Source organism: Parendozoicomonas sp. 209JJ7-1, assembly GCF_058147085.1.
On record NZ_JBYVJU010000001.1, the window covers coordinates 53,078 to 78,646 of the forward strand.

The window sequence follows — 25,569 nt, forward strand, 5'->3', positions numbered from 1 at the left end:
ACCCCTTACCGTGATTTCACATAACACGGCAAGGGTTCAAGCGAGGGACAAAGGGAAAATCAGGCAGAGGCTTTTTCTTCTTCCGTTGCCAGCCGCAACTGGCCAATAAACATCCGGGGAGGATTCTTTCGGCAGTAACGTGCGTACAGCATCATATCCGCGTTCACCGCCTCTTCAAGACGCACCCTGCCATCGGGTTTACCATTCAGGTCAATACGGGGACGGCCCGCACGAGTGCTTTCCAGGTACTGATCCAGGCGGGTATAGCTGCGCAAACCGGCTTTTACCACTGTTTCCGGCACCTTGCCTGTGGCGATAATCTCTTTATCTATCCCTATCTTTAAAGGCCGCGGGGATGATACCCGGAAAACGCCAGGCCACAGGATACGCAGCACTCGCAGGGCCTCATGCCCCATAATCTCCTTGCTGTCTCTTGTACTCAGTTCAACCAGAAGGGTGGCCACGTCATCCTTCTCTCTGGCATCTCCGGATGCCGGGCGGTTCTGGTACTCTGGTTGGGTCACTGACTGCATAAATCCGAAAACCTGTAAGTCACGTTCTGCATCCCCGCATTGGGTGGGACAGGTAAAATACAATACAGCTCAGTATTTTGCACCGCTGATCCACTCTGGTCGAGGTTTTATTGCTTCCTCAACCCTGGAATTCAGGAGAAAGATAATAGAACACCATAGCCTTATGGTCTGGCTATCCGTAACCGCTTTCCACATATTATGCATCGGTCGGTTAATAGCATTGCGAGAAGGCATGCCGACAAAGTCCATAAACATCTGCACACCGTTGGCACAAGTATAAGACAGTGTATAGTCATGGGCTGTGACACTGACTGCTATGGATTAGTTTTTTTCAGGAAAAATTTGAAAGGGAAATAAACTTCTGAAGAAAAGAAACCCCGTAATAAGGCTAACAGGGGGAAAAATAATTAAGGTTATAATGAATTGGTGGAGCCTAGCGGGATCGAACCGCTGACCTCAACACTGCCAGTGTTGCGCTCTCCCAGCTGAGCTAAGGCCCCACATTTCTCACAAGAGATTCTCTCCAGAAGAGAATATGGCATCCCGTAGGGGACTCGAACCCCTGTTACTGCCGTGAAAGGGCAGTGTCCTAGGCCACTAGACGAACGGGACACACTGGAACTTCATTTTGCAGATTATTCTGCATACTTCAAATTGCACACTGCAATTTCAAATTTGTAGCAGGAAACGATATTTGCCGAACTCTGGAGTGACGACCCAAACCTTGGCAACTCTATTACACTACAACTCACAACTACAAATTTGGAGCGGGAAACGAGATTCGAACTCGCGACCCCAACCTTGGCAAGGTTGTGCTCTACCAGCTGAGCTATTCCCGCAAAAAATGGCATCCCGTAGGGGACTCGAACCCCTGTTACTGCCGTGAAAGGGCAGTGTCCTAGGCCACTAGACGAACGGGACACAGGCTTTCCGGTAGATTGGTGGAGCCTAGCGGGATCGAACCGCTGACCTCAACACTGCCAGTGTTGCGCTCTCCCAGCTGAGCTAAGGCCCCTTAATAACCTACCCGGCGCTTCGCTGTTACCATCACCCTCTTGAACTTGGTGTTGGTCAGTGCCGAAGTGCGGGGCGCATTCTAGGAATACGCTTATAACCTGTCAAGCGATATCCTATTATTTTTAATAGCGAATATTTACAAACCAACCAGGCAAATGGCTGTCTATCTAACAAGCAACAAGAAGGTTCGCCCCAGTCAGAAAGAGACTTAAGCAGGAGATATGAGAAATGCAGCGCTCCCAACACGAAACAGCAGGGACTCCCGGTAAGCCATTTGTCTACGAACAGGACAATTTCACGGATCAGAAAGATATCGATCAAGTCACTGCCCTTCTAGCCGGAGGAACACTGACCATATCAGTTCCGGTATTCATTTTTGGTGGTTTCTATTCTGCTCTGGCTGTTGCTGGTACAGCACTGGCTGGTTACGGGGCTTTGATCTCTGGCCACGCCATTCTTCAACCCAAGCCTCTCCAGAACAGAGCGATCAGCCCTGTTCCCACCTGGTTGAAATGGGGCCTGAAGAAAGCGGCTAAAGTTGTTAAGCCTTTCACACCTGCCCTGTCGACCCAGACTTTGAACTCTGCGACTAAAGCCCTTGTGCATTTCAGTGTTGCAGCAACAGTTGGAATTTCCTTTACGCTGATATGCGGCTATACACTGGCAGCACAGCTTTCCGCCACTGCGCTTTTTATTGCCGGAACAGCCCTTGCAGCCGCCTGGTACAATAATGAAGGTTACATCCCCTGGTTCTCACAGCAAAACACCCGGTGAAACCGGGTGCTTTTAAAGGCCATTATAAAATCCAGGAGCTTTCAGCTCCCTTTGGGTTGAACAGCCCTCAGCCTTCTTTAGGCTCCTGCCCCAGGGTCTTGAACTCTTTTTCCAGCTTCTTCATCTGTTTTTTGGATACGCCACCCAGTACCTCAATGGCGTGACGCAGGCGGGCACGGCTCATATCCGGCCCCAGTATTTCCATGGAATCCACCACTGACCAGCTGTTAGGAGTACCGGCAACAGCCACAAAAATCGGCTGCATGCAGTCACCGACTTTCAGCCCCATATCCTTGGACAGACCTTTAATATCTCCAAAGATATTGTCCTTGTTCCAGACACGCTGGGCTTCCAGCTTCCAGAGAGCAAACTGCAGCAGTTTGCGAACACCGTCATGATCCAGCTTTTTATGGGTGAAGTCTTCCTCCCTCAGATCCAGCATGCCGCTGAACATAAAGCTGGCCATGGGAGCAAAGTCAGACAGCTTTTCTGAGCGTTCCTTGGCAAAGGGCAGGAACTTCTTGATGTACTGTTCATTCATCAGCCAGCCGTGCAGGCGGTCGGCGAACTCATCCACAGAGAGGTTTTCCCGAATCCAGCTGCCGTTCAGCCAGGACAGTTTTTCCCGGTCAAAGATCGGCCCCCCCAAGGAGACACGGGAGATATCAAAGTTCTCAATCATTTCACTCACAGTGAACTTCTCCCGCTCATCGGGCATGGACCAGCCCATACGGCCCAGATAGTTCACGACGGCTTCCGGCAGAAAGCCCATATCACGGTAATAGGTGATACTTGTGGGGTTCTTGCGCTTGGACAGTTTGCTCTTGTCCGGGTTACGCAACAGGGGCATATGGCAGAGAACCGGCATCTCCCAGCCAAAGTACTGGTACAGCAGGGCATGTTTGGGAGCGGAGTTAATCCACTCTTCACCACGAATCACATGGGTAATACCCATCAGGTGATCATCCACCACATTGGCCAGATGATAGGTGGGCATACCATCAGCTTTGACCAGAACCTGCATGTCGACCTGCTTCCAGTCGATTTCAATATCCCCACGAAGCATATCCTTAACAACACAGGAGCCTTCTTCCGGCACCTTCATACGGATCACATGGGGTTCACCGGCAGCGACTCGACGACTGACTTCTTCTTCACTGAGGTGCAGACAATGACCGTCATAGCCCGGCATTTCTTTATTGGCTTCCTGCTCTTTACGCAGAGCGTCCAGTCGCTCGGAAGAACAGAAGCAGCGGAAGGCGTGACCTTTCTCCACCAGCTCAGCGCCATGCTTATCATAAATATCCCGCCGCTCACTCTGCCGGTAAGGGCCACAGGGGCCGCCATTGTCCGGGCCTTCATCCCACTCCAGCCCGAGCCATCTCAGGGAATCAAGAATCTGCTGCTCCGATTCCCGGGTACTGCGCACCTGATCGGTATCTTCGATTCGCAGCAGGAACTGCCCACCCTGGCTTTTTGCGAAAGCCATATTAAACAGGGCAATGTAAGCTGTGCCAACGTGGGGATCACCGGTTGGGGAAGGAGCAACACGAGTACGAACGGTCATAATATAGTGTTCAGTTATCACATCAGACGAATCGGCGAATTATAAGGCTATTTCCCCCGTTACTCACCTGAAACAACTATACAAATCACGTTCAGGCACAATAATTAACCCGCAACCCTTGAGCCCAGGTAGTACAGAGCGATAGAATCCGCCCCGATTCTGCCCCCCTTCTGTCTGTTTACACAGAATCTGGCGTTTTTCGGAACGGCCGATCACCCGGGAAGCGACTATCGTTGTATAAGTTATATATGTCGGACAATAACATGTCATGCGCAGAACCTGACGGAACAGCATGAACATATTCGTTCTCTCTGCGAATCAAGCAAAAAAGCCATGAATAACAAATTCTACACACTGCCTCTTATCGCCCTGCTCTGCCTGAGTCCGGGACTTACCATGGCCTCAGGGCCTGCTCTCGATATGACCACCAGCCCGCTGGCCATCGTCTGCCTTGTGGTCTTTTCCGTAGCCTATGCTGCCGTTATTTTTGAAGAACAACTGCACCTGCGAAAATCCAAACCCATGCTGCTGGCGGCCGGGGTTATCTGGGTACTGATCGCTATACTGGCTTCCCAAAACGGCGTTGATAAACACACCATCGAAGCGGCCGTGATGGTCGACCTGGAAGAGTACGCCTCTCTCCTCCTCTTCCTTCTGGTGGCCATGACCTATGTCAACGCCCTGGATGAGCGCGGCGTATTCCAGACCCTTCGGGCCTGGCTGGTCAGCCGCGGGTTCAATTACCGCAGCCTGTTCTGGGTTACCGGCACCCTGGCCTTCTTTATCTCTCCTATTGCCGACAATCTCACTACCGCCTTGGTCATGGGTACGGTGATTATGTCCGTGGGACGGGATCGTCCGGACTTTGCGGTTCCGGCCCTGATTAACGTTGTTGTGGCCGCCAATGCCGGTGGCGCTTTCAGCCCGTTCGGGGATATCACCACCCTGATGGTATGGCAGGCCGGCAAGGTTGAGTTCTTTGAATTCTTCAAGCTCTTCTTCCCCTCCGTGGTGAACTATGTGGTTCCTGCACTGCTGATGACACCGTTTATTCCCAAGGCTCACCCACAGGCCATTACCGGTACCGTACGTATGCGCCGTGGGGCCAAGGGCATGTGCGCCCTGTTCCTGATCACCATCGCGCTGGCGGTGATGTTTGAACAGCTGTGTAACCTCCCTCCGTTCCTGGGGATGATGACCGGCCTCTCCCTCCTGATGATTTACACCTGGATTCTAAAGCTGCGCACCGGCGGCTATATTCCCGGTCACCGGGATGCCCACGTGCGCAAGTACGGCTCCCTGGATACCTTTGACAAGGTCGCCCATGCGGAGTGGGACACCCTGTTCTTCTTCTTTGGGGTTATGTTCTCTGTGGGTGGCCTGAGTTACCTGGGTTACCTGCAACTGCTGTCCGAAGGCATGTACGGCAACCTTGGTCCCTTTATTACCAATGTCAGCGCCGGGTTGATGTCGGCGGTGATTGATAATATCCCGGTCATGTTCGCCATTCTGGATATGAACCCGGAGATGAACCAGTTTCAGTGGCTGCTGATTACCCTGACCGCCGGTGTCGGCGGCAGTCTGCTGTCCGTGGGTTCCGCCGCCGGTGTTGCCCTGATGGGCCACTCCCGTGGTCTGTATACTTTTGTTGGCCATATGCGCTGGAGCTGGGCGGTGATGGTCGGCTATATCGCCAGTATCAGCACCCACTGGCTGATCAATGGCTGACCACTGGCGTTAACCTCTGTCCGCTTCAAGATTCTTCTTGTCACAGGAATTATGAACACAGATAGTTTTGCCCTTTATCATCAGATGGTGGAGGGCATAAACTGCCGCTGAAGTTTTCCTGGTCGTACGGGCACTAACACCGACCAGCCCGTCAGACTTTGACCAGCAAATAATGTTATTGATCAAATGATTGCAAATACTCTTTTACAGACGGACTGGGGAGACAGCGACTATGCTCTCCGCCATAGCTCCAGCTCCCACCCATATCCTGCAGAGAGTGTCTGGTCAGCGTAACAGTTCCATTTTCAGATACATCAACACTAATCACAAACCCCTCAGAGAATAAGTCGGATTCACTGCGAAAATACTTTCGGTCCATGCTGGCAGCGTAGTTAATGGCATCCTTCGGGCAGAGTCCGACTTCAGCAACATGGGGAATCATATTCCCGTCACGGGCCAGAATATAACTGCCGGTTTTTTTCAACCCTGCCTCAAGGGTACTGAACGCCCTGTGTCGTTCACAAAACGGAAGAATAGAACCATAGCCTCCATAAGGATTAACTGGTGCCTTGGGACATGTGTCTATTGCCAAACATGTGTCTATTGCCAAAATAGTGTTGCTACCCGCCAAGAGTAAGGCTATGACCAATCGACTATGGAACCTGGACATATTTTTCTTACCTCATAGGCATAGACGGAACCACGAGCCTAGCCCTAAAACCCCACCAAACCAGAAATATGTTTTAATAGCCCTCCGGGTTTTCCATAAGAAGTAGCAGGGATGCGGGCAGATTATCTGTCTGACCCTTCCCACAAAGTGGTATTCCATTACACGCCGAAGCATGCCTCCTGGCTCAACCAGATAGAGATCTGGTTTTCCATTCTGGTGAGACGCTATCTCAAGCGAAGCAGCTTCTGTTCAAAGAACGCATGGAGGGATGGACTCCATGCATTCATCCGGTTCTTCAATAAGACAATGGCCAGACCCTTCAAATAGACTTACAAGGGCAGGCTTTACCATCGCCGTCACAAACAATCGGTCGAGTATCGGATACGGTTATATTTCAATGCCAACATTGAATCCATTTCCCCTGTTGCACACGTATAACAACAAAACAGAGGAGTTATTTCATGAAGTTATCCCTCCCCTCGGGCCTGCGCCTGATCGCCATTATCATCTTTGCCCTGCTGGCCACCCAGGCTCAGGCTAAAACGGAGACCGCTATTTTTGCCGGCGGCTGTTTCTGGTGTACCGAAGCTGATTTTGAAAAAGTGAAAGGGGTTTACTCTGCGGAGAGCGGCTATATCGGCGGACCTGAACAGAAACCCAGTTACCGGCAGGTATCTGCCGGCAGAACCAGCCATACCGAAGCCGTACGTGTTGTCTATAACCCGGAACAGGTGAGTTACAAAAAGTTGCTGTATGTTTTCTGGCGCAGCATCGACCCAACAGTACAGAACCGGCAGTTCTGTGATACCGGCAGCCAGTACCGCACGGGTATCTTTTATAAAGATGAAGAACAGCATAAAGCCGCGCAGGCGACTCTGACCGAACTTCAGAACAGCAAACGCCTGCCAAAAATTTATACCGAGTTAACCCAGGCCGGCGAGTTCTGGCCCGCTGAAGATTACCATCAGGATTACTACAAAAAAAATCCTGTCCGTTATAAGTACTACCGTTATCGTTGCGGACGTGATCAGCGCCTCGAAGAGATCTGGGGAGAGGAAGCCGGTACCCACAGCCCGGTAAAAAAATCATAAAGCCTTCCCCGTAATGCCCTGCACCTCCCGGTCGATACATGAACCTGGAGGTGCTTATGCCAATTACACAGGTCGGTGGATACCCACTGTTTTATCGTCTCGTCGGAACCCCAACAGCAAAAACACCAGTGATTCTGATCCACGGATTAGTGTCCAATCACAAAGACTGGTTGCTGCAGTTACCGGTGCTGTGCCGCGACCGGCAGATATTGCTGGTTGACCTTCCCGGTCATGGCAAAAGCGGTTACACCATGCACTTCAGTGTTCAGACCATGGCGGAAGATATCTACGCCCTGACCCGGGAACTGAATATAAACCGCTGGGATGTCGCCGGCATCTCCATGGGGGGCATGGTGGCCATGGCCCTGGCAGCTATCCGACCTGCGCTGGTAAATCGCCTGCTGTTGATCAATACCGCGCCTTCTCTTCGGGATCTGGAATTTTCCCTTCGCTGCATGCTGCCTCTTCGTCGTTTAATTGCCCTGATTCCCATGAAACCACTGGCCCGTATCCTGCTCTGGTACCTTCTGCCCAAAAAGCATCTTGAAGCTTTTCGCCACCATGCCCTGCAGTACTGGAAGAAAAGCAACCCCAGAATACTGATCCGTATTCTGGACGGCCTGACACAGGTCAACCTCTGGGATCATCTGCAAAGCATTCAGGCCAAAACTCTGTTTATTCGCGGCGAGCATGACAGTTTTACCGGCCAGGCCGCCGCCAGGGTCTGCCGGCTGATTCCCCAGGCCCACCTGATCACTGTGGCGAACTCTGGCCATGCCACCATTGTGGATCAGTGCTCCCGGTTTAATGAATTGATGACTGATTTTTTTGATACCAGAAAAAAAACCGCCAAACTGCTCCAGATTTACTGAGCTGGGCTATTAAGACTTGGGATCACAATGATATAGTGACCCCATGAGTGTGCCTGAACAGATTATTACCCCGGCAGCGGAATCAACATCACTGCCTGCCCCTCATCCTGAAAACCTCCACAGTAACAAACTGGGTGTTAACAACGACCGGGATGCCCTGGCTCTATTTCTACGCCGGGCGGCCCGCCGCTCTAATGAAACCCTGCGCCGTTATACCCGGGAGCTGGTGCGTTTTACTACATTTATCCGCCATGAACGGCTGAAGGGTTACGACGACTGCTCCGTCGCGGATATAGAGGTATACACCAACTTCCTGCAGGCTCCCTGGCCCCACTGGCAAAAGCCGGGTATGGATAATGCCAACCCGAACAAAGTATTCTTCCCCAATGCCATTAGACCGGGAAAAAGCACGGACCAGATTGTTACTGTCCTCAACAGTTTTTTCAGCTATCTGCAGGCTACGGGTTATATCTCAGGTAACCCTGTTCACGGTTTTGATAAGAGCGGGGAAAGGCATGCCCGGGGACATGGAGAAACCCGGTTCTTCTATGAAGATGAGTGGCAGGTGATTACCCGGGCCATTCATAACTATCCGGAAAAAACCGAACGCCAGCGTCTGGAAAAGGCCCGCCTGGAATATGTGTTCAGCATCGCTTATGGCCTGGGGCTGCGTCAGTCAGAGATGACCAACCACAGCTGTGTTGATATTCGCCAGGACCGTTATGGTGACCTGACCCTGCTGATTCGAGGTAAAGGCCGCAGGTTGCGGCAACTGCCTGTGAACGACAATGTACTGCAGTCCATTATCAAATATCGCACCATGCATAACCTTGAACCTTTTGCCCGGGATAACTTCCCCCTGGCTCCTCTTCTTCGACCTGTCAACAAGGAGGGTGAGTATGCCGCCATGAGTCAGCGGCAGGTACGTAAGTGGTTCAGTCAGTTTATGCGATATTGTGCTGACACTTTGACACAAGACGACAATGATCTTGCAGAACGAATTACGGGAAAAAGCTTCCACTCCCTGCGCCACACATGTCTTTCCCACCTTGCCAGCAATATGGATATAGAAGACCTGGCACTGTTTGCGGGACACGAAGCCATTACCACAACACAACAGTACTACACCCCCGAAAAAAAGCGTCTGAGAGAGCTGACAGCGGACCATGGATTAACGAAAAATACTGACGACATAACAGAAAATTATTAATCCACTGTCTCTTATCCTTTTTTTTCCCTATAGGACGCTACCAGCCCCGTAATCTTTCGTGTATTATTCGCCGCCTCGCAACTTTGGCTGTAGTAACCTCAGGACTCGACATGAACAAGAAAGAGCTGATTGAGGCGGTTGCCGAACAGGCAGACCTGCCCAAAAGCAAAGCTGAACTGGCTGTGAATGCGTTCCTTCATGCTACCCAGAATGCACTGGTTAGTGGCGAGTCTGTACAGCTGATCGGCTTCGGTACTTTCACCGTTACCGAGCGTGCTGCTCGCAAGGGTCGCAACCCTCAGACTGGTCAGGAAATTGAGATTCCCGCATCCAGGGTTCCTCAGTTCAAGGCTGGTGCAAAATTGAAAGAAGCCGTGAACGCATAATCGCGAACGCAGATACAAAAAAAGAGCATCTCCATGCTCTTTTTTTGTATCTGCGTTCGATCTGTGAAAGAGAACTCGGCTGGTCAGTGCATAACCTTGATAACGTCCAGAAGAGCTTTTTTGTGGCGGGTATTGAGGCGGGCAAGGAGACGGTTGATTTCATTATCCAGTTCATCGTCACTGATTTCATCATTATTGGTGGTCATGTACTGGTTACCGCGCCCGGTGGCCAGCCACTCAAAAGATACATCCAGCACTTCGGCAATCTTTCTCAGATTATCCAGGCTGGGGCGGCTCATATCAGTTTCCCACTGAGCCAGGGCACTTCTTGAAACTCCAATCAGATCAGCCAATGCCTGTTGTGATAAGCGCTTCTCCCTCCGAGTTTTTATAAGTCGAATTGTCAGAGTCATAACTTCTGCACTCCCTTAATCCCTGTCTGTTTACGGCTCCATCCCCTCAAAATATCCAGAGAACCGGCTGACCAGGCCTGTATACCCTGGCTGGCAGCTACGCTGCCCGGCAATGATCCTGAGTAGAAATGGCGAGTATGAAAGATGACCAAAAGTCATATTCACTGAGGGATTAGAATACGACTTCGGATAGAAGTTCCCTGAACCGGTAAAAGGGGTAGAGAGTTCCGGGAATTCTGTCAGCCCTGCTGTCACCTTCTGTCAGCCCGTGTAACACTGAAACCCGTCCAGTCAGATGAAAGCAGTGGCCTTCAAGGCGAGCATTATCCTGGATACCCGGCTCTGCTGCTTTAGGTGGATTTCTCCTCCATCAGGGAGTATTTTGATGAAATACGCACCATTAATGATTGTATATTATGGAAAATAAAACAGCCGCCCGCATCCAGGTCAGGGACACCCTGCTGGCCTTGATTGAGGCTCGGGATGCCTTTCGTGAAAGGCTTCTGGAAGATCATACCCTGCCAGCCTGGGTCTTTCAGGAGGAGGGGAAACATGAGGATGACCGGGCCAGGGCTGCCCGCATCAGCCTGATGCTGACCTACGAACCGGACCAGCCCGGCCAGGAAACCTGCAAGCTCACAGGGCTGATAGGCATTTCACCCACCACCCTTGAGGCCGGCGAACAGCTGAATTTCAGTAAGTCCGCTTTTAAGGATGCCATGCAGGAGTTCAGGCGTTGTTACGGCCAGGGCTTTGATATGACCGAACTCAGCTCCCGGGAGCTGCGGGAGGGCATGCTGGGCAATCTGAAAATCCAGCACCTGCACTTCGTCCAGTGTTACCGTCAGCTCAAGCTCTTTTCTGTGCCCCCCAAACGGGTGGGATTCAGCTGGGCCTCCGGAACCCATGGCAGCGTCCGCCTGACGGCTGCCAAAGCCATTGAGCACCTGCGCAAAAACTTCACTCCCAGTATGGGACTGGCGGAAGATATCCGCCTGCTGGAAAATCTTCCGGAGAATAACGAGGTTGTTATTCGCCGGCCCCTGGCTCCCCACCTGCGGGCCAACCTGACCTGGCCGGATATCATCAAAAAAGAAAAAAAGAAAAACCCTGAAAGCAAGAAACTCTGGCCCGGGCAGACCAATACCCCCCTGCCCCTGTTTATTTTGTTGGAAAAAGGTCAGCCCCTGCCGGAGTTTAACCGGATAAAACCCTGGAATCCGGCCATGAAGCAGGAGCGCCTGCAACGCAGCGATACCCGGCTAAAACCCCTGTCTACCCGCCCAGGCTCCCTGCTTTTCCAGCCAGTTTGATCCTGTTTTTTCAGCCTGTTCGGATTAGTACTTCTAACTTGGCTCTGTCTGTACGCAGAGTCCACAGTGACATGTGCCTGATTTCCACCTACTACTTTTAACAGAAAGAAAAAACTCCAGGACGATCATGGCTATCACTATCTCCGGCTTCAATCTGCTGATAATGAGCATCGCTGTACTCTATCTGGGAAGTTTTATCACCCACCATATTCGGGTACTTGATGAGTACAATATCCCCCCCTCCGTCACCGGGGGCTTAATCTTCAGCCTTATTCTTACCCTGCTCCATGAATATGGCTACCTGAAAGCCATATTTGACCTGGAGCTGCGCAATATTTTCCTGCTGATGTTCTACAGCACTGTCGGCCTTTCCGCCCGCTTCGCCTTATTGATGAGTGGTGGCCGTACCCTTGTAGTTCTATTAGTGGTGATGTTTATCTTCCTGACACTGCAGAACGGCCTTGGGGTGGCGACCGCTCTGGCCCTCGGGGAAACACCGGACAAGGGGCTGCTGGCCGGCAGTGTGGCTTTCGCCGGTGGCCATGGAACAGCCATTACCTGGGGTATTCACCTGGAGGAAATGGGTTATGGTGGTGCCCAGGAATTTGGGTTGGCAGCCGCCACCCTCGGACTAATCTTTGGAGGCATTATTGGCGGACCTGTGGCCCACCAGCTGATCGTGCGCAAAAATCTTGCAGAAAACCAGCAAACATCAACCCGCTCAGGGCTGAATCCTCTGGAAGGCGACTTTGCCCATGTCACCTACGACAGAATCATTCGCACCATGTTCGAGATTGCGATCACTATCTCTGTCGGGCTCTGGCTCCATAGCTGGTTTATCGGAAAAGGCATTGTTGTTCCCTCTTATCTTCCGGTATTGCTGGTGGGTATTGTGATTGCCAATATCACCGACCTGCTAAAAATGAGATCTGACGCCAACACCCTGAATATGTGGGGTGAAGCCAGCATGGGAGTGTTTATCGCCATGAGCCTGATGTCTCTGCAGCTGGGCATCCTGACCACTACAGCCGCTTCCCTGATGATTATCGCGGCGCTCCAGTGCCTGATGATTATTATCTTTGCCTATTACATATTCTTTCGCTTTGCCGGTGGCGACTACGATGCTGCGGTGATTACCTCAGGGTTTATCGGGGCTGGGCTGGGTGCCACCCCTGTGGGCATGGCCAATGTAGAAACAGTTTCCCACAAGTTTGGCCTCTCCCCCAAAGCCCTGCTGATTATTCCGCTCCTGGGGTCTTTCTTTACCGACGTACTTAACGCCATAGTGCTGAGAAGCTTCCTGTCACTGCCCTTTTTCTGAGAGCTGGCAGGAATAAAGAGAAAATAGATTAGGCAGGGGAGAATGAGATGAGTAATAAAACCGTCAGGTTTTTTCATCCAGCCGAAGCCTGGACATAATCTGCTCGACAATCACCCAATCTTTCTCCCAGAACTCGGGCAGGGTTTCAAAGGTCACCACATAGAGTGTTCCGGTCTGTTCATTGGCTATCAACAGGCTGAACGTCTTAATTGGCTCTTCAACGCCTGTGTAATGCAAAGATGTTGCTGCGGTACTGACCAGAATTCCGGAACGATTCTGCCATGTTTCCAGCACCCGGGATGAACGATCCAGCTCTTCCATAAACAGCGCCATATGCCGATCTGTGCTCAGCCCTGTGAAAGATTCCGAATGCCGCAAAATATTAATCCGAACCCTCGGAGGCAGTGAACGACTGTGGTTTTTTTTAATAATCTGGTATTTCAGAATTCTGCCATCATCAAGCTGCTCAAAACGCCAGCCTTCAGGTACAAGAAAATAACAATCCACAGACCGGCAGGATTTCCACTCAAACCCCGGCGGTGGTAGATCATTTCCGCCTCGGGCATGACCTGAAAAAGGCACCAGCAACAGAACAGCCAGCAACAGCTCTTTCATTTTCACCCCTTTCGCCTTCATAGAGGGACAATCCTTTGTCTTGTTCCAGGTTATCTTTCAGTCTAATGTTTTTGCAGATATTGTCCTGTGAAAGATTAAAAACAAAGCTCAATACAACTCAACAATATCCAATGCGATCTGCGCAGCCGCTCTGAAGGCATTTTCCCGATCATCAGCCGGAAGAATATCGCCCTCGACAATATGCTCGCTGACGGAACAGATACTGAGCGCCCTGCGTCCACACTCTGCTGCAACACCATACAAGCCAGCCACTCCCATATCCGTGGCCAAGATCCCCATACGTTCCATCGCCCGCTGCTGTTCACCGGAAATACCGTTTCCCGGGCACTCCATGCTGCAGATATTTCCTGTTCTTACTGAGAAATCTTTCTTCCTGCCCAGGTCACAGGCTTTACTCAGTAAATCGAAATCACACAGGGCGGCGAAATCACCACCACTGAATCTTTGTCGGTTCACACCGGAAAAAGTACTGGCCCCCATGGCCAGGATCAGATCCCGCACCGCCACATCCTGATGCAGCGCACAGCACTCAGAAACAGCGATTATCGCTTCCACTCCATAATCAATATACAGCTCGCGGGAATAAATGCTGATAGATGGAATGCCCAGGCCTGCCCCCATAATCGATACCCGTCGGCCAAGATACTCCCCGGTAAAGCCCAGCATGTTCCTGACATCGGTTACCTGTTTTACTGAGTCTAGGCATCTCTCGGCAAGATAACGGGCTTGAAGCGGGTCATCGGGCATAATGACTACCGGTGCAAAATCACCGGGAGCGGCACTGATATGAGTGGTAGCCATAGCCTCTCCGTTCTTACATACGACCAAGCATGGTCAGAAATTCCATATAAGCCATGCGTCCCAAAAATATCCCCACAAATCCCATCAATCCCGCCAAGGCTGAGGGTGCGGGAATAGGCAGTTTAAGCCAGGAGAACAATACACCTACTACGAACCCGGTCACTGTCGACAAAAAAACATCGTACATATACACGGTTCACCTTTGGGATCAGAGAAACAATCCAGCCAGAGCTGCGCTCATCAGGTTCGACAATGTTCCCGCCAGCACAGCCTTCAGGCCAAGCCGGGCAATATCCGGACGCCGGGCAGGAGCCAGCACCCCAAGCCCCCCCAGCAATATTGCAATAGACGACAGGTTCGCAAAACCGCACAACGCAAAGGAGATAACTGCCTGGGTCTGTGGGTTAAGTATTTCTCTGACATTAATAAATTCGATATAGGCCACAAACTCATTCACGATCAGTTTCTGGCCAATCAAGCTGCCGGCAATAATCGCTTCATCCCAGGGAATACCAAGGGCAAAGGCCAGGGGCGAGAACACATAGCCCAGTATTTCCTGGATGGTGAGGCCCTCCAGCCCAAAGAGCCCCCCCACCCAGCCAAACAATCCGTTCAACATGGCAATCAGGGCGATGAAGGCCAGCAGCATGGCACCGACATTCATCGCCAGGTGCATGCCGGAGGAAGCGCCGGTGGCAGCGGCATCCAACAGGTTGGCATGATCCGTCGACTCTATAGTTCCCGATGACTCTTCGGGATTTCTGGTTTCCGGAAGAATCATCTTCGCCATCAAAAGGCCACCGGGAGCAGCCATAAAGCTGGCCGCTACCAGGTAGCGGATATCCACCCCAAGGCTGGCATAACCCGCCAGTACTGCGCCCGCCACGGAAGCCAATCCGCCAACCATCACGGCAAACAGTTCCGACTCTGTCATTTTGGGAATATAAGGTTTCACCAGCAGGGGTGCTTCCGTCTGCCCGACAAAGATATTCCCCGTGGCAGAAATGGATTCCGTTCGGCTGGTACCCAGAAACTTCTGCAGCCCCCCCCCCAGAACACGGACAATGGCCTGCATAATGCCCAGGTGATAGAACACGGAAATAAGTGCCGAGAAGAAGATAATCATAGGCAACACTTTGATTGCGAAGATAAACCCGACTTCCGCAGGGTTAGCCAGATTGCCGAAAAGGAAGTTGATACCATCATTGGCATAATCCATTACATGCTGGACGGCGTCAGCCACCGTCATCAGAATATCCTTCCCAAACGGCACAGCCAGAACGAACCCGGCAAAGCCCGTTTGCAGAAGCAGCGCGCCCCCAATAGTGCGCCAGTTAATCGCCCTGCGATTTTCTGACAGCAGCCAGGCAATCAGCAGAAGCAGGAAAATTCCGAAAAGACCGTTAAGAAATTTCATGGCAGGCGACAGGTAACCTATAAAAAATGGAGAACCCCTGTGCGACTATGAGCCATAGTCAAAGCACAACGAGCCATAGTCGAAGCACAACTCAAAACTCAATGCCGACCATGGTTCCTGCACAGGCGTCGGCTTCAATATAGGCGCAGTTGCGCAAGAGTGGTAATTCCCTCACTCAATGCAAATAATCCGATGCTTTTCTGCTCTAAGCACTTCTCCTACTAAAATCCTTGCCGAAACAGGGAACCACCGATAGATTACCGCTCCATTTTCCTGATATTCTAAAATGGCATTGCCCTTGATCACAGCACCAGAGAGCCCCGCTGCCATGACCGGGCCAGCAACAGACTCTGCCCCCGTTAACCGCCGCCTGTCCGTAGCTCCGATGATGGATTGGACGGACCGCCACTGCCGGTATTTCCTGCGTCTTATATCCCGTAACACTCTGCTGTACACAGAGATGGTGACCACAGGCGCTCTGATTCACGGGGACCGGGAAAGGTTTCTTCACTATCACGACATAGAGCACCCCGTTGCTCTGCAGCTGGGGGGAAGCAACCCTGTAGAACTGGCACAGTGCAGCCGGTATGCCGAAGAGTGGGGTTATGATGAGGTTAACCTTAATATCGGCTGCCCCAGTGACCGGGTACAGAACGGCGGCATTGGAGCCTGCCTGATGAAAGAGCCGGCCCTGGTAGCCGATTGTATCAAGTCCATGCAGGACGCGGTCAGCATTCCGGTCACCATCAAGCATCGTATCGGTGTGAATGGCCGGGAAAGCTGGGAGCATCTGGTGGATTTTATCGGGCAGGTGGCTAACACGGGTTGCAAGACCTTTGTCGTTCATGCCCGCATCGCCATTCTTGAAGGTTTGAGTCCGAAAGAGAACAGGGATATTCCACCGCTTAAATACGACTGGGTCTACCGACTGAAGCAGACCTTTCCTGACCTGGAATTTATTATCAACGGCGGGATCACCAGCCTGGACCAGACGGAACAGCACCTGCAGCACACAGATGGTGTTATGATCGGTCGCGGGGCTTACCATAATCCATGGTTGCTGGCGGAAGCAGACGACAGAATATTTGGTGAAGCGAAACAATTATTGAGTCGTCACGATGTCATAGAAAAGATGATACCCTACGCCCAGCAACACCTTACGAACGGGAAGCACACCCTCAACCATATTTCCCGGCACATGCTTGGGCTGTTTAATGGTTTGCCTGGTGCCCGGCGTTTTCGGCGGCTGTTAAGTGAGCAGGCCTATAAACCGGAAACAACCGCAGATATTCTGCGGGAGGCCAGTGCTTTCTGTTTATCGGAGAACCCGGATTCAGGACACCCGGTATGACCAGCCAACTCGAACAACTGAAAGCACTTACCACCGTTGTCGCCGACACCGGCGACATAGATGCTATTCGCCGTTACCGCCCCCAGGACGCTACCACCAACCCGACTCTGCTGCTGAAAGCGGCGAACCTGCCTGCTTATCAGGAGCAGGTGCATGCGGCCCTGGCTTTTGGTAAAACCTATGGCCGTGGCCATACCGACATGCTGCACAATGCCGCCGACAAACTGTCTGTTCTGATTGGCAAGGAAATTCTCAGCCTGATTCCCGGACGTATTTCTACAGAAGTGGATGCCCGCCTCTCCTTCAATACCAGGGCCACCGTAGAAAAAGCCCAGCGCCTGATTGAGATGTACCACAATGAAGGCATTGAGAAAGACCGGGTGCTGATCAAGATCGCTTCCACCTGGGAAGGGATTCGCGCGGCAGAAAAGCTTGAGCGGGAAGGTATCCAGACCAACCTGACCCTGCTGTTCGGTTTTTCCCAGGCCTGTGCCTGTGCCGACGCCGGGGTTTACCTGATCTCTCCCTTTGTGGGTCGCATCCTGGACTGGTACAAGAAAGCCACTGGCCGTGACAGCTACGCCCCCTCGAAAGACCCGGGTGTACTTTCCGTCAACCGTATCTTTAACTACTACAAATCCAACGACTACAAGACCGTAATTATGGGTGCCAGCTTCCGCAATACCGGGGAGATACTGGAACTGGCCGGCTGCGACCGCCTTACCATCAGCCCCGCCCTGCTGGAAGAACTGGATAACAGCCAGGACCCAGTTAAACGCAAGCTGGATGCCAGCAGCCCGGAAAAGTATGAGGCCAATATATCCATGAGTGAAGCACCGTTCCGATGGGCAATGAACGAAGATGCCATGGCGACGGAAAAACTTTCGGAAGGTATTCGCAACTTTGCGGCAGACCAGGTGAAACTGGAAGAAACTCTGGTTCAGCTGGCGAAAAACTGATAACTGAACAAGCCTTTCCGGGCTTACCCCAGGCAGGCTTTAATAGTCTGTTTGCATTTACCTATGAGCTGCCTGGGTCCAGTTTCTCTTTCTCCAGCCTGCCCTTTTCCAGGCTTCTGACCAGATCCTGAAATTCCTGGCGGTTGTGCTCGTTCAGGTCCATCAGGGCCTTATGGGCACTGATCACCTTTTCCATAATATCCGGCTCGGAAGCCTCTTCGTACACAGGCAGATCCTTCAGCACCTCAACCCCCATACCCTTCTCTTTCACAATCACAAACACCTGATCAAATCCCATAGTCAGGAGAACCCGGTTAATATCATCGTTGGTAGAGACAATGGTGGGGGCAAAGCCAAAGCGCTTACGGGACTGAATGGACAACTTGGCCAGCAGCCCCAGGGAAGTACTGTCGATACCCTTGGTATCCGTCAAATCTATCACTACAGATCGAATACCTGGCCGCTGCAAAATGGATTCAAGGGTTTTGTCAAGAGCCGAACAGAGAGTTAACCGTACATCTCCGACAAACTTCAATACAAACATGCCGTCTACTTCGGCATACTGGATTTTTCCCGTATTCATTCAGCCTTTCCGTCTAACCACCGGCAAGTACCAGCAGGGCAATATCATCCGGAGCCTGATCCGGCGCTTCATCCAATGCCTTGATATCAAGGCGGGATATAACCTGCTCTGCAGTTTTTGCGTCTTCATCTATCACGGACAAGAGATACTGCTCCTTTTCCTTCAGGCTGTTCTGGGGCAGAACCTCCAGAATTCCATCAGAGAACACCGTCAATGTAAATGGACCGGACACATCTATTTTCACATCAGCAAACTCGGCATCTTCAAACAAGCCGACCGGCAGCCCCTGTCCTTCCAAAAACCGGGGTTCCCCCCCCATGCACAGCACAGGCAGGGGAAAATGCCCTCCGACAGAATAGGTCAGGGTGTTCAGACGGGTATCCACAACTCCACCGAAAATAGTGACATGCTTGCCCAGATCACTGTTTAGCAGGTTCTGGTTAATAGTCGACAACACGAACGACGGTCTGACTGGTCCACTCTGCCCTTTGGCCTGGTATTCCTGCAGTAACGACATGGACATATGCTTCAGTAGAACCGTCACAAAAGCCGATGACGCCCCATGGCCGGAAACATCCGCCAGATAAAAGCCGAAACAATGATCGTTTACGGGGAAATAATCAACAAAATCCCCGCTCAGATAGAGGGAAGGGTAAATCTTGTAATCAAGGGAATAATCCTGGAAGTGGAAATGCTCCTTGGGGAGCATCTTCATCTGCACCTGGCGCCCGGCTTTCTGGTCTTCCTGAAGTACATCCAGGCTCTCCCGCAGGGATTGAATCGCTTCTTCCAGACTCTCACGGTATTTGCTGTTCTGCCGGGCCAGGGCGGCATTGTCAAGGGCCCGGTGCACACCGTGTTCCAGTACTTCCAGGTCCACGATGGGCTTGATGATATAGTCACTGGCACCAAGACGCAGCGCTTCTACCACATCAGCCATCACGCCGGCTCCGGACACCACGATAAACGGCGTGTCCGGGGACTCTTCCCGCACCCTGCGCAGCACACCAAGGCCATCCAGACGGGGCATACGCAGATCACACAGGATAAGATCCGGGGACTGCTCCCGGAACACCTCAAGACCGTGTTCACCATTTTCTGCTTCAAGAACCTGAAAGCCGCTGTCCACAAGGTAGGCGACGATGCTGTCACGTACAATGGCATCATCATCAATAACCAGAAGTCTGTTATTGTCCCGGCTCATAACCTCGCCCTTCCCTGGTCGGGTTTCTGCACGGAAGTGGTCCACACTGGAGGGGCTGGACTTCGGCAATATCTCCATCACATATTTCAGGTGGGCCAACAATGGAACCTCTGACATTACTCTCTCACCGCAGACTCTGCAAGTTCCCGACAAAGAGCGCAAACGAAGATAGCAGAAAAGAAAAGGGCAGGCGGTGCCTGCCTTTTGCAGCCTCACAGACTTAGAAGTTATCCTGAGGCAACTGGCCGGTGGTCAGGTAATCCCTACGCTGCAGATATGCGTCACGAATAAATGTGTATTTGTCCCCTACGATCAGGTTTTCCTGTTCCAGCAGGGAAGCACGCAGGCTGATCACATCAGAGACCTGCATCACCGTCCGTTCTTTGCTGTCATGGACATGGTTCATCGGGTTCAGTTGCATATCCGGATAGATACCTGCAGTTGATCGCAGGGTTCTCGGCCCAAAGAAAGGCACCACAACATAAGGGCCGGAAGGTACATTCCAACGGGCCAGAGTCAGACCAAAATCCTCATAGTGGTATTCAAGCCCTATAGAATTTGCAACGTCCAGCATACCCAGCATACCGATGGTGCTGTTGATAAGAATCCGCCCGGTGGTTCCACCAGCATCCATCAGCTTGAATTGCAGCAGGGAATTTACCAGGTTCCTGACTTCCCCCAGGTTTTTGAAGAAATTAGACACCAACCCCTGCACGGGCTTGGGGGTAACCGTGTCATATCCTGTGGCTACAGGCTTGAGCAACCAACGGTCCAGGGCGTCATTAAACCCGAAAGTCACCCGGTTGACCCCTTCCCACGGGTCATTGTAAGAGACCGTAGCTGCGGCCTGCACCTGAGCCCCCCCTAAACATATAAGCAGCAGAAACAGACGTACAGTGCCCTGAAATATTGTCGACATAAGACCTCTCATTATCCTTTTTTCATCAGCGTTGTCATTGTTATCGCCGCTTCCGGCCTTCATTATACTCATCTCTGCAGGTCTCCGGGCACCCATGCAAGTCACAACCAGCCCTTTTTCAGCAAATCAAGCCCACTTCTGCCTATGTGAAAACAATCTCCGGACGGTTTCAGAGACGGCTGTTTTCAAGTACTGAATTTCCTGGGAAGAAGAGCACTAATCTATTGAAGAATCTGATAGGATTTCGTTACACTAGCGGCGTTTCCTCAAGGGCAGTTATTTACTGCACTCCTTGGGATTCATTCTACACTCGGAGTGCCGGTCCCCATAGTTCAACCGGATAGAACAGTCGCCTCCTAAGCGATCGATCCAGGTTCGAGTCCTGGTGGGGACGCCAATAAAATCAAGGCGTTACAAGCGTACGACCGTACACCATCATCAAAAAGAAAAATTTAGTCACGGTAATGGAGAGATTTCTCTCTCCTTTACCCCATAGCCCGCCCCTTTGCCATGGATTTTAATCCCCCCTTTATTTCATTCCAGTGGACATTGTCGATCCAGATACCGGCAACTACCTTGTCAACCTTTCAGGCTGTCGCCTTCCACCTCTGAAAGTGTGATGACAACAGGCCATGCTCCTGCGTTCGAACTGTTATACAACGCTTCTGCTGTTTTTTCTGCTCTTGTCCGCACAAGGCATGGCGATGGTCACCCCCAAAGAATCCCCAGCAACATCCCGGCCTACTTCTCTGACCGAGGCCATGCCTGTACCCGGCAGTGTTATTATGGATGTTCCTGAAGATGGGATCAGTCAGACATCAAGAGAGTCCCAGCTTTCCAACATCCCCACCGAAGCTCTGGTAAAAGAAATTCTCGAACGGGTCACCGCCCAGTCTGATAAACCAGATTATCCTGACATAGAGTCTCAAAAGGAAATAGAACCCACTTCCATCGGCCAGCGCTTCTGCCGATCCTGTGATCTGAAACTGAAGAAAATCAAACCCTGGGTCGTACCATTAATCTTTATGGGGGGCGTAGGTTCTATTATCGGGGACTGTATTATTTATGCCGGAGGTTCCTCCCAGGACACACCCAGATATGTCGCCCTGGGGATGATGGCCTGCATGATGACCGTAACAGGTATCTATGTCTGCTGCCGGCGTATCTTTAAATAGTCCTTCCCAGCAGCGAGCAGGTTCCCCAAAATCCGGATGATGACCCCGTCGAACAGCTGCTGGCCCGTATAAAAACCAAAGGGAAGCAGAGAAGCCGCTCGACGAGAAAAGTGGGCTAGGCGGGGAGTGTCTTTTCCATGGATTTACACAACGATACAACCAGAATCTGGTTGGACAGGAAATATCGCCTAGACTAGAACCCCCCTTCTAATTAGCAGCCGGCAGCGCTCAAGTGACCCTATGGCACATCTTTGTTGCAAGACCGCTTTTAGCAGGATGGCTTCCGGCGTGTCCGCCTGTGGCAAGGCGGGACTTTACCTGAGCCTTGTCCTCTGGGTATCCGGGTCCGCTCAAGCCCTGAGCCCCGCCTGGAACCCTCATACGGAGATTCTCCAGCGGGATCAGCAACCAGCGATATTCACTCTCCCCCCGGCCAGATCTGTTTCAGACCTGAGTCCGGCCATGGGCACACTGGAAATTAACCAGGAGTTTCTGAATACGGAGGAAATTATTCCCACAGCCGAGGCTTTACCCCACGAACACCAGGAATCCCAGCGCCGTAAACGAAAAAGGCTTCCACTCCTGCACAAATTGCGACAGCTTTATTTTCTGCATCTGCTGCACCCAATGGGCATCAGGGGCTGAAAGCTACAGGAACGTTAGCCTCCTCAGCTCTGGCAGCTCAGGGAAATGAGCGTAGGTGCATCGGGTGTTGACACCCACTGATACCATTCACCGTCACTGCCCTTGTCACATCCTCCGCACTTCTGGTTGCAGGGGGAAAGCACTTTGATAACCTTCCCCTTCCGCAGCCAGTGGCTGAGCATACCGGACATAACCGCCTCTTCCACATCAAAGCGGCTGGCCAGCTCATAAAGGCTGACCATCTCCACATTCGATATCAAATAGCGGCGAATATCACTTAGCACTGGCTACACCCGTCATGTTCATCTCCCGAGAGTGGCGTCCACAATAGCGGAGAAGCATGGTCACACCGGCAAATACAAAGCCCACCACCGTTATCACAACCGTGGAATAGCCCGGATGCTGACTGAAAGTCACCACTTGGTAGTACATGGTGGCCACCGTATAGGCGATATAGGTTGACCAGGCACCCACCAGCCACATCCAGGTCTTACCAGCCTCACGGTTAACGGCACCCATGGCGGCCACACAGGGCGCATACAGCAGTACCAGCAGCAGGTAAGCGAAGGCGGATGCCTCAGTACCAAACTGGGTGCGCATCACCTGGTAGGTGCTTACATTCACGCCCTGCTCATCTGCGGCCACAGCCATATTGTTGGTGGTTCCCACACTCAGACCCAGGGGGTCGGTCAGGGTATCAACAATAGCGGACAGATTAGCCGGAATAGTGGCAACAGCCTCGGAAATACCGCCCATCAGGTTAAAGTCACCACCTTCATCACCACCGCCAACATGGCTGTACAGGGAGTTCAGGGTGCCGACAACCGCCTCTTTGGCGAAGATACCGGTGAACAGGCCAACGGCGGCGGGCCAGTTATCTCCATGCATACCCATGGGCTCAAAGGCCGGGGTTATCATCTGACCAACATGGCTGAGTACGGACTGCTCAGTATTTTCATGACCAAAAGTGCCATCAGTACCCAGGGAATTCAGAACCCCCAGAACCGCTACCACCAGTACGATGGTCTTACCGGCGCGGACAATAAAGGACTTCAGGCGATCCCAGGTGCGGAGCAGAATGCCCTTCAGAGTAGGCAGATGATAACGGGGCAACTCCATTACGAACGGCGTGGCCTCACCCGGCAAAAGGGTGTTTTTCATAATCAGACCGGTCAGCACCGCCACGGCGATACCAGTCAGATACAGCGCAAACACCACATTCTGGCCGCTGTCAGGGAAGAACACCACCGAGAACAGGGCATAAACAGGCAGGCGTGCACCACAGGACATAAACGGGTTCATCAGGATGGTGAGCTTGCGATCGCGCTCATGCTCCAGGGTCCGGGTCGCCATAATCGCCGGCACGTTACAGCCAAAGCCCACCAGCACAGGTACAAATGCCTTGCCCGGCAGGCCGAGGGTGCGCATGGCGCGGTCCATAACAAAGGCCGCCCGGGCCATGTAGCCGGAATCTTCCAGCACGGACAAGAATAAATAGAGAGCCGCAATAACAGGAATAAAGGTTGAAACAGTCTGAATACCGCCACCGATACCATTGGAAAGCAGAGTAACCAGGAACGCAGGTGCCCCGACGCCTTCGAGTACATGGCGGACACCATCCACAAAAACAGTGCCAGAAAAAATATCAAAGAAATCAATAAAGGCGCTGCCAACATTGATAGAGAACATGAACATCAGGTACATGATACCGAAGAAGATCGGCATACCCAGGGCACGACTCAGTACCACGGAATCGATCTTTTCAGTCATGGAGCGACTGACATTCTGACTGCGGGCTACAACGCCATCGGTAAGGGTGTCGATAAAGCTGTAGCGGCCATCGGCAAAGAGGATATCTACCTCTTCATCACCGGCAGCCTGCAGAGCATTGCGGGCACTGGTGACCGAGGCCATGGTATCCGTGGACATCAGGCTTTCCAGGCTCTGGTCCCCTTCCAGAAGGCGACCGGCCAGCCAGCGCTTGCAGACATTCAGCTCTGCGGCTTTTACCCCAACCACAGGCTTGAGTTCAGCCAGAGCCTGCTCAATGATGTTGCTGTAACCTACCTGTACCCTCTTATCCTGGCGGCTACCGGACAAGTACTCTTCAAGAGCCACTTTCAGGGGTTCTACGCCATCGTTACGACTGGCAATCACCGGAATCACCGCGCAGCCCAAGCGGTTTGCCAGCCCTTCAGCCTTGATGGATACGCCCTTCTCTTCGGCGACGTCCATCATATTCAACACCACCATCATCGGCCGGTTCATTTCCAGCAGCTGGGTGGTCAGGTAGAGGTTTCGCTCAATATTGCCGGCATCAATAATATTGATGTAGAAATCCGCTTCATCCCCCAGGACATAATCCCGGGCGAGCTTTTCATCAATCGCTGTATTGCCTATGCCGACATCAAGAGAGTAAGTGCCGGGAAGGTCTACCAGCTCTACTGAACGACCGGAGTATTCATAAATACCTGTTTTACGCTCCACCGTAACGCCAGGCCAGTTACCGACCTGCTGCCTGGCACCGGTGAGAGCGTTGAAAAGCGTTGTTTTACCACAATTCGGATTACCGAGGACAGCAACACTCACCTGCGCCATTACAGGACTCCTTTTTCACTAATACACACTGAGCTTCATCCTGACGCAGACTCAGACTGAAACCACGAATTTCCAGTTCTACCGGGTCTCCCATAGGGGCCCTCCGGACCACCTTCAGTCCGGTTCCCGGAGTCAGACCCATGGCCAGCAACTGGCGCCTGTAGCCACCACCACCAGCATATCCGGCCACAAAGCCGGATTCGCCGACATCAAGATCGCTCAGTGTTAAAGACATTCATTACTCCTTGCACAGCACACCTTGAGATTCACCCAGGCAAACAAACGCAGATTATAGAATAAATGATAATCGTTCGCGTTAAGGACATGTATTAAAAATCTGCGAAATACACGCACTTTGAGGATGAAAGAATCTGATTGAGAAGCAT

General features: G+C 52.0%; 27 protein-coding genes and 6 tRNA genes. 14 read left to right on the plus strand and 19 right to left on the minus strand.

Annotation, left to right across the window (positions count from 1 at the left end; all coding sequences use genetic code 11):
• Positions 1–59: 59 nt before the first annotated feature.
• The 6 genes from ACY2RQ_RS00185 to ACY2RQ_RS00210 form a co-directional block, all read right to left on the minus strand.
• Complete coding sequence (locus ACY2RQ_RS00185; RefSeq protein WP_490110928.1) at positions 60–533, minus strand: ProQ/FINO family protein; 474 nt, start codon at positions 531–533, stop codon at positions 60–62.
• A 424-nt stretch (positions 534–957) separates the two neighbouring features.
• Positions 958–1,033 (minus strand) — tRNA-Ala (locus tag ACY2RQ_RS00190).
• A 36-nt stretch (positions 1,034–1,069) separates the two neighbouring features.
• Positions 1,070–1,145: transfer RNA gene (locus ACY2RQ_RS00195), tRNA-Glu, on the minus strand.
• A 151-nt stretch (positions 1,146–1,296) separates the two neighbouring features.
• Positions 1,297–1,372, minus strand: a tRNA-Gly gene (locus ACY2RQ_RS00200).
• Between the two features lie 6 nt (positions 1,373–1,378).
• A tRNA-Glu gene (locus ACY2RQ_RS00205) sits at positions 1,379–1,454 on the minus strand.
• An 18-nt stretch (positions 1,455–1,472) separates the two neighbouring features.
• Positions 1,473–1,548 (minus strand) — tRNA-Ala (locus ACY2RQ_RS00210).
• Between the two features lie 230 nt (positions 1,549–1,778).
• Between ACY2RQ_RS00210 and ACY2RQ_RS00215 the strand changes: the two genes are divergently transcribed.
• A complete protein-coding gene (locus ACY2RQ_RS00215; RefSeq protein WP_490110929.1) occupies positions 1,779–2,324 on the plus strand; it encodes a hypothetical protein in 546 nt (181 codons plus the stop codon).
• A 67-nt stretch (positions 2,325–2,391) separates the two neighbouring features.
• Here the strand turns inward: ACY2RQ_RS00215 and gltX are convergent, their stop codons facing one another.
• The gene (gene gltX / locus ACY2RQ_RS00220) at positions 2,392–3,891 is read right to left on the minus strand and encodes a glutamate--tRNA ligase (RefSeq protein ID WP_490110930.1); all 1,500 of its coding nucleotides are present in this window, start codon (positions 3,889–3,891) and stop codon (positions 2,392–2,394) included.
• Between the two features lie 333 nt (positions 3,892–4,224).
• Here gltX and nhaD point away from each other — a divergent pair, with 333 nt between their 5' ends.
• Positions 4,225–5,619 carry a sodium:proton antiporter NhaD gene (gene nhaD / locus ACY2RQ_RS00225; protein WP_490110931.1) on the plus strand — a complete coding sequence of 465 codons (1,395 nt, stop codon included), beginning with the start codon at positions 4,225–4,227 and terminating at the stop codon, positions 5,617–5,619.
• Positions 5,620–5,794: 175 nt separating this feature from the next.
• On the opposite strand, the gene ACY2RQ_RS00230 is transcribed toward nhaD, so the two are convergent.
• Complete coding sequence (locus tag ACY2RQ_RS00230) at positions 5,795–6,289, minus strand: hypothetical protein (protein WP_490110932.1); 495 nt, start codon at positions 6,287–6,289, stop codon at positions 5,795–5,797.
• A 111-nt stretch (positions 6,290–6,400) separates the two neighbouring features.
• On the opposite strand from ACY2RQ_RS00230, the gene ACY2RQ_RS00235 reads away from it, so the two are divergent.
• From ACY2RQ_RS00235 to ACY2RQ_RS00255, 5 genes are all read left to right on the plus strand, one after another.
• Positions 6,401–6,616: a transposase gene (locus tag ACY2RQ_RS00235; RefSeq protein WP_490110933.1), complete on the plus strand. Its 216-nt coding sequence runs from the start codon at positions 6,401–6,403 to the stop codon at positions 6,614–6,616.
• A gap of 134 nt (positions 6,617–6,750) precedes the next feature.
• A complete protein-coding gene (gene msrA, locus ACY2RQ_RS00240; protein WP_490110934.1) occupies positions 6,751–7,380 on the plus strand; it encodes a peptide-methionine (S)-S-oxide reductase MsrA in 630 nt (209 codons plus the stop codon).
• A gap of 56 nt (positions 7,381–7,436) precedes the next feature.
• Positions 7,437–8,252 (plus strand): alpha/beta fold hydrolase, encoded by an 816-nt coding sequence (locus ACY2RQ_RS00245; protein WP_490110935.1) that lies wholly within the window; start codon positions 7,437–7,439, stop codon positions 8,250–8,252.
• A gap of 43 nt (positions 8,253–8,295) precedes the next feature.
• The gene (locus tag ACY2RQ_RS00250) at positions 8,296–9,462 is read left to right on the plus strand and encodes a tyrosine-type recombinase/integrase (protein WP_490110936.1); all 1,167 of its coding nucleotides are present in this window, start codon (positions 8,296–8,298) and stop codon (positions 9,460–9,462) included.
• Between the two features lie 83 nt (positions 9,463–9,545).
• On the plus strand, positions 9,546–9,848 hold the full coding sequence (locus ACY2RQ_RS00255) for an HU family DNA-binding protein (RefSeq protein ID WP_490110937.1): 303 nt from the start codon (positions 9,546–9,548) through the stop codon (positions 9,846–9,848).
• An 83-nt stretch (positions 9,849–9,931) separates the two neighbouring features.
• Here ACY2RQ_RS00255 and ACY2RQ_RS00260 read toward each other — a convergent pair whose 3' ends face one another.
• On the minus strand, positions 9,932–10,261 hold the full coding sequence (locus ACY2RQ_RS00260) for a helix-turn-helix domain-containing protein (RefSeq protein WP_490110938.1): 330 nt from the start codon (positions 10,259–10,261) through the stop codon (positions 9,932–9,934).
• A 416-nt stretch (positions 10,262–10,677) separates the two neighbouring features.
• Here ACY2RQ_RS00260 and ACY2RQ_RS00265 point away from each other — a divergent pair, with 416 nt between their 5' ends.
• A complete protein-coding gene (locus tag ACY2RQ_RS00265) occupies positions 10,678–11,574 on the plus strand; it encodes a DNA replication terminus site-binding protein (protein ID WP_490110939.1) in 897 nt (298 codons plus the stop codon).
• Between the two features lie 127 nt (positions 11,575–11,701).
• Positions 11,702–12,895 (plus strand): sodium/glutamate symporter, encoded by a 1,194-nt coding sequence (gene gltS, locus ACY2RQ_RS00270; protein ID WP_490110940.1) that lies wholly within the window; start codon positions 11,702–11,704, stop codon positions 12,893–12,895.
• A 63-nt stretch (positions 12,896–12,958) separates the two neighbouring features.
• Here gltS and ACY2RQ_RS00275 read toward each other — a convergent pair whose 3' ends face one another.
• From ACY2RQ_RS00275 to ACY2RQ_RS00290, 4 genes are all read right to left on the minus strand, one after another.
• Positions 12,959–13,531, minus strand: a complete 573-nt coding sequence (locus ACY2RQ_RS00275; protein ID WP_490110941.1) for a hypothetical protein — start codon at positions 13,529–13,531, stop codon at positions 12,959–12,961.
• An 87-nt stretch (positions 13,532–13,618) separates the two neighbouring features.
• A complete protein-coding gene (gene deoD, locus ACY2RQ_RS00280) occupies positions 13,619–14,332 on the minus strand; it encodes a purine-nucleoside phosphorylase (RefSeq protein ID WP_490110942.1) in 714 nt (237 codons plus the stop codon).
• A 13-nt stretch (positions 14,333–14,345) separates the two neighbouring features.
• Entirely contained in the window at positions 14,346–14,519 is a 174-nt protein-coding gene (locus tag ACY2RQ_RS00285; RefSeq protein ID WP_490110943.1) for a XapX domain-containing protein, read from the minus strand.
• A gap of 21 nt (positions 14,520–14,540) precedes the next feature.
• A complete protein-coding gene (locus tag ACY2RQ_RS00290; protein ID WP_490110944.1) occupies positions 14,541–15,749 on the minus strand; it encodes a NupC/NupG family nucleoside CNT transporter in 1,209 nt (402 codons plus the stop codon).
• A 328-nt stretch (positions 15,750–16,077) separates the two neighbouring features.
• On the opposite strand from ACY2RQ_RS00290, the gene dusA reads away from it, so the two are divergent.
• Both dusA and tal read left to right on the plus strand, forming a co-directional pair.
• Positions 16,078–17,100 (plus strand): tRNA dihydrouridine(20/20a) synthase DusA, encoded by a 1,023-nt coding sequence (gene dusA / locus ACY2RQ_RS00295; RefSeq protein WP_490110945.1) that lies wholly within the window; start codon positions 16,078–16,080, stop codon positions 17,098–17,100.
• A complete protein-coding gene (gene tal, locus ACY2RQ_RS00300; protein WP_490110946.1) occupies positions 17,097–18,059 on the plus strand; it encodes a transaldolase in 963 nt (320 codons plus the stop codon). Before dusA ends, tal begins: the two co-directional genes overlap by 4 nt.
• A gap of 61 nt (positions 18,060–18,120) precedes the next feature.
• Here tal and ACY2RQ_RS00305 read toward each other — a convergent pair whose 3' ends face one another.
• The 3 genes from ACY2RQ_RS00305 to ACY2RQ_RS00315 all read right to left on the minus strand — a co-directional run bounded on the left by ACY2RQ_RS00305 (position 18,121) and on the right by ACY2RQ_RS00315 (position 20,837).
• Positions 18,121–18,642 (minus strand): STAS domain-containing protein, encoded by a 522-nt coding sequence (locus tag ACY2RQ_RS00305; protein ID WP_490110947.1) that lies wholly within the window; start codon positions 18,640–18,642, stop codon positions 18,121–18,123.
• 13 nt (positions 18,643–18,655) lie between these two features.
• Complete coding sequence (locus tag ACY2RQ_RS00310; protein ID WP_490110948.1) at positions 18,656–19,963, minus strand: response regulator; 1,308 nt, start codon at positions 19,961–19,963, stop codon at positions 18,656–18,658.
• 103 nt (positions 19,964–20,066) lie between these two features.
• Complete coding sequence (locus tag ACY2RQ_RS00315) at positions 20,067–20,837, minus strand: MlaA family lipoprotein (protein WP_490110949.1); 771 nt, start codon at positions 20,835–20,837, stop codon at positions 20,067–20,069.
• A 249-nt stretch (positions 20,838–21,086) separates the two neighbouring features.
• Between ACY2RQ_RS00315 and ACY2RQ_RS00320 the strand changes: the two genes are divergently transcribed.
• The 3 genes from ACY2RQ_RS00320 (at position 21,087) to ACY2RQ_RS00330 (ending at position 22,585) form a co-directional block, all read left to right on the plus strand.
• Positions 21,087–21,162 (plus strand) — tRNA-Arg (locus ACY2RQ_RS00320).
• A gap of 235 nt (positions 21,163–21,397) precedes the next feature.
• Positions 21,398–21,940 (plus strand): hypothetical protein, encoded by a 543-nt coding sequence (locus tag ACY2RQ_RS00325; RefSeq protein ID WP_490110950.1) that lies wholly within the window; start codon positions 21,398–21,400, stop codon positions 21,938–21,940.
• 240 nt (positions 21,941–22,180) lie between these two features.
• Positions 22,181–22,585, plus strand: coding sequence for a hypothetical protein (locus ACY2RQ_RS00330; RefSeq protein ID WP_490110951.1), 405 nt, complete (start codon positions 22,181–22,183; stop codon positions 22,583–22,585).
• A 23-nt stretch (positions 22,586–22,608) separates the two neighbouring features.
• Here ACY2RQ_RS00330 and ACY2RQ_RS00335 read toward each other — a convergent pair whose 3' ends face one another.
• Genes ACY2RQ_RS00335 through ACY2RQ_RS00345 form a run of 3 tightly spaced genes read right to left on the minus strand, consistent with a single transcriptional unit; the run spans position 22,609 to position 25,418 of the window.
• Positions 22,609–22,869 (minus strand): FeoC-like transcriptional regulator, encoded by a 261-nt coding sequence (locus tag ACY2RQ_RS00335; RefSeq protein WP_490110952.1) that lies wholly within the window; start codon positions 22,867–22,869, stop codon positions 22,609–22,611.
• Positions 22,859–25,183 carry a Fe(2+) transporter permease subunit FeoB gene (feoB, locus tag ACY2RQ_RS00340; RefSeq protein WP_490110953.1) on the minus strand — a complete coding sequence of 775 codons (2,325 nt, stop codon included), beginning with the start codon at positions 25,181–25,183 and terminating at the stop codon, positions 22,859–22,861. The genes ACY2RQ_RS00335 and feoB overlap by 11 nt, the downstream gene beginning before the upstream one ends.
• The gene (locus ACY2RQ_RS00345; RefSeq protein ID WP_490110954.1) at positions 25,152–25,418 is read right to left on the minus strand and encodes a FeoA family protein; all 267 of its coding nucleotides are present in this window, start codon (positions 25,416–25,418) and stop codon (positions 25,152–25,154) included. Before ACY2RQ_RS00345 ends, feoB begins: the two co-directional genes overlap by 32 nt.
• Positions 25,419–25,569 lie beyond the last annotated feature (151 nt).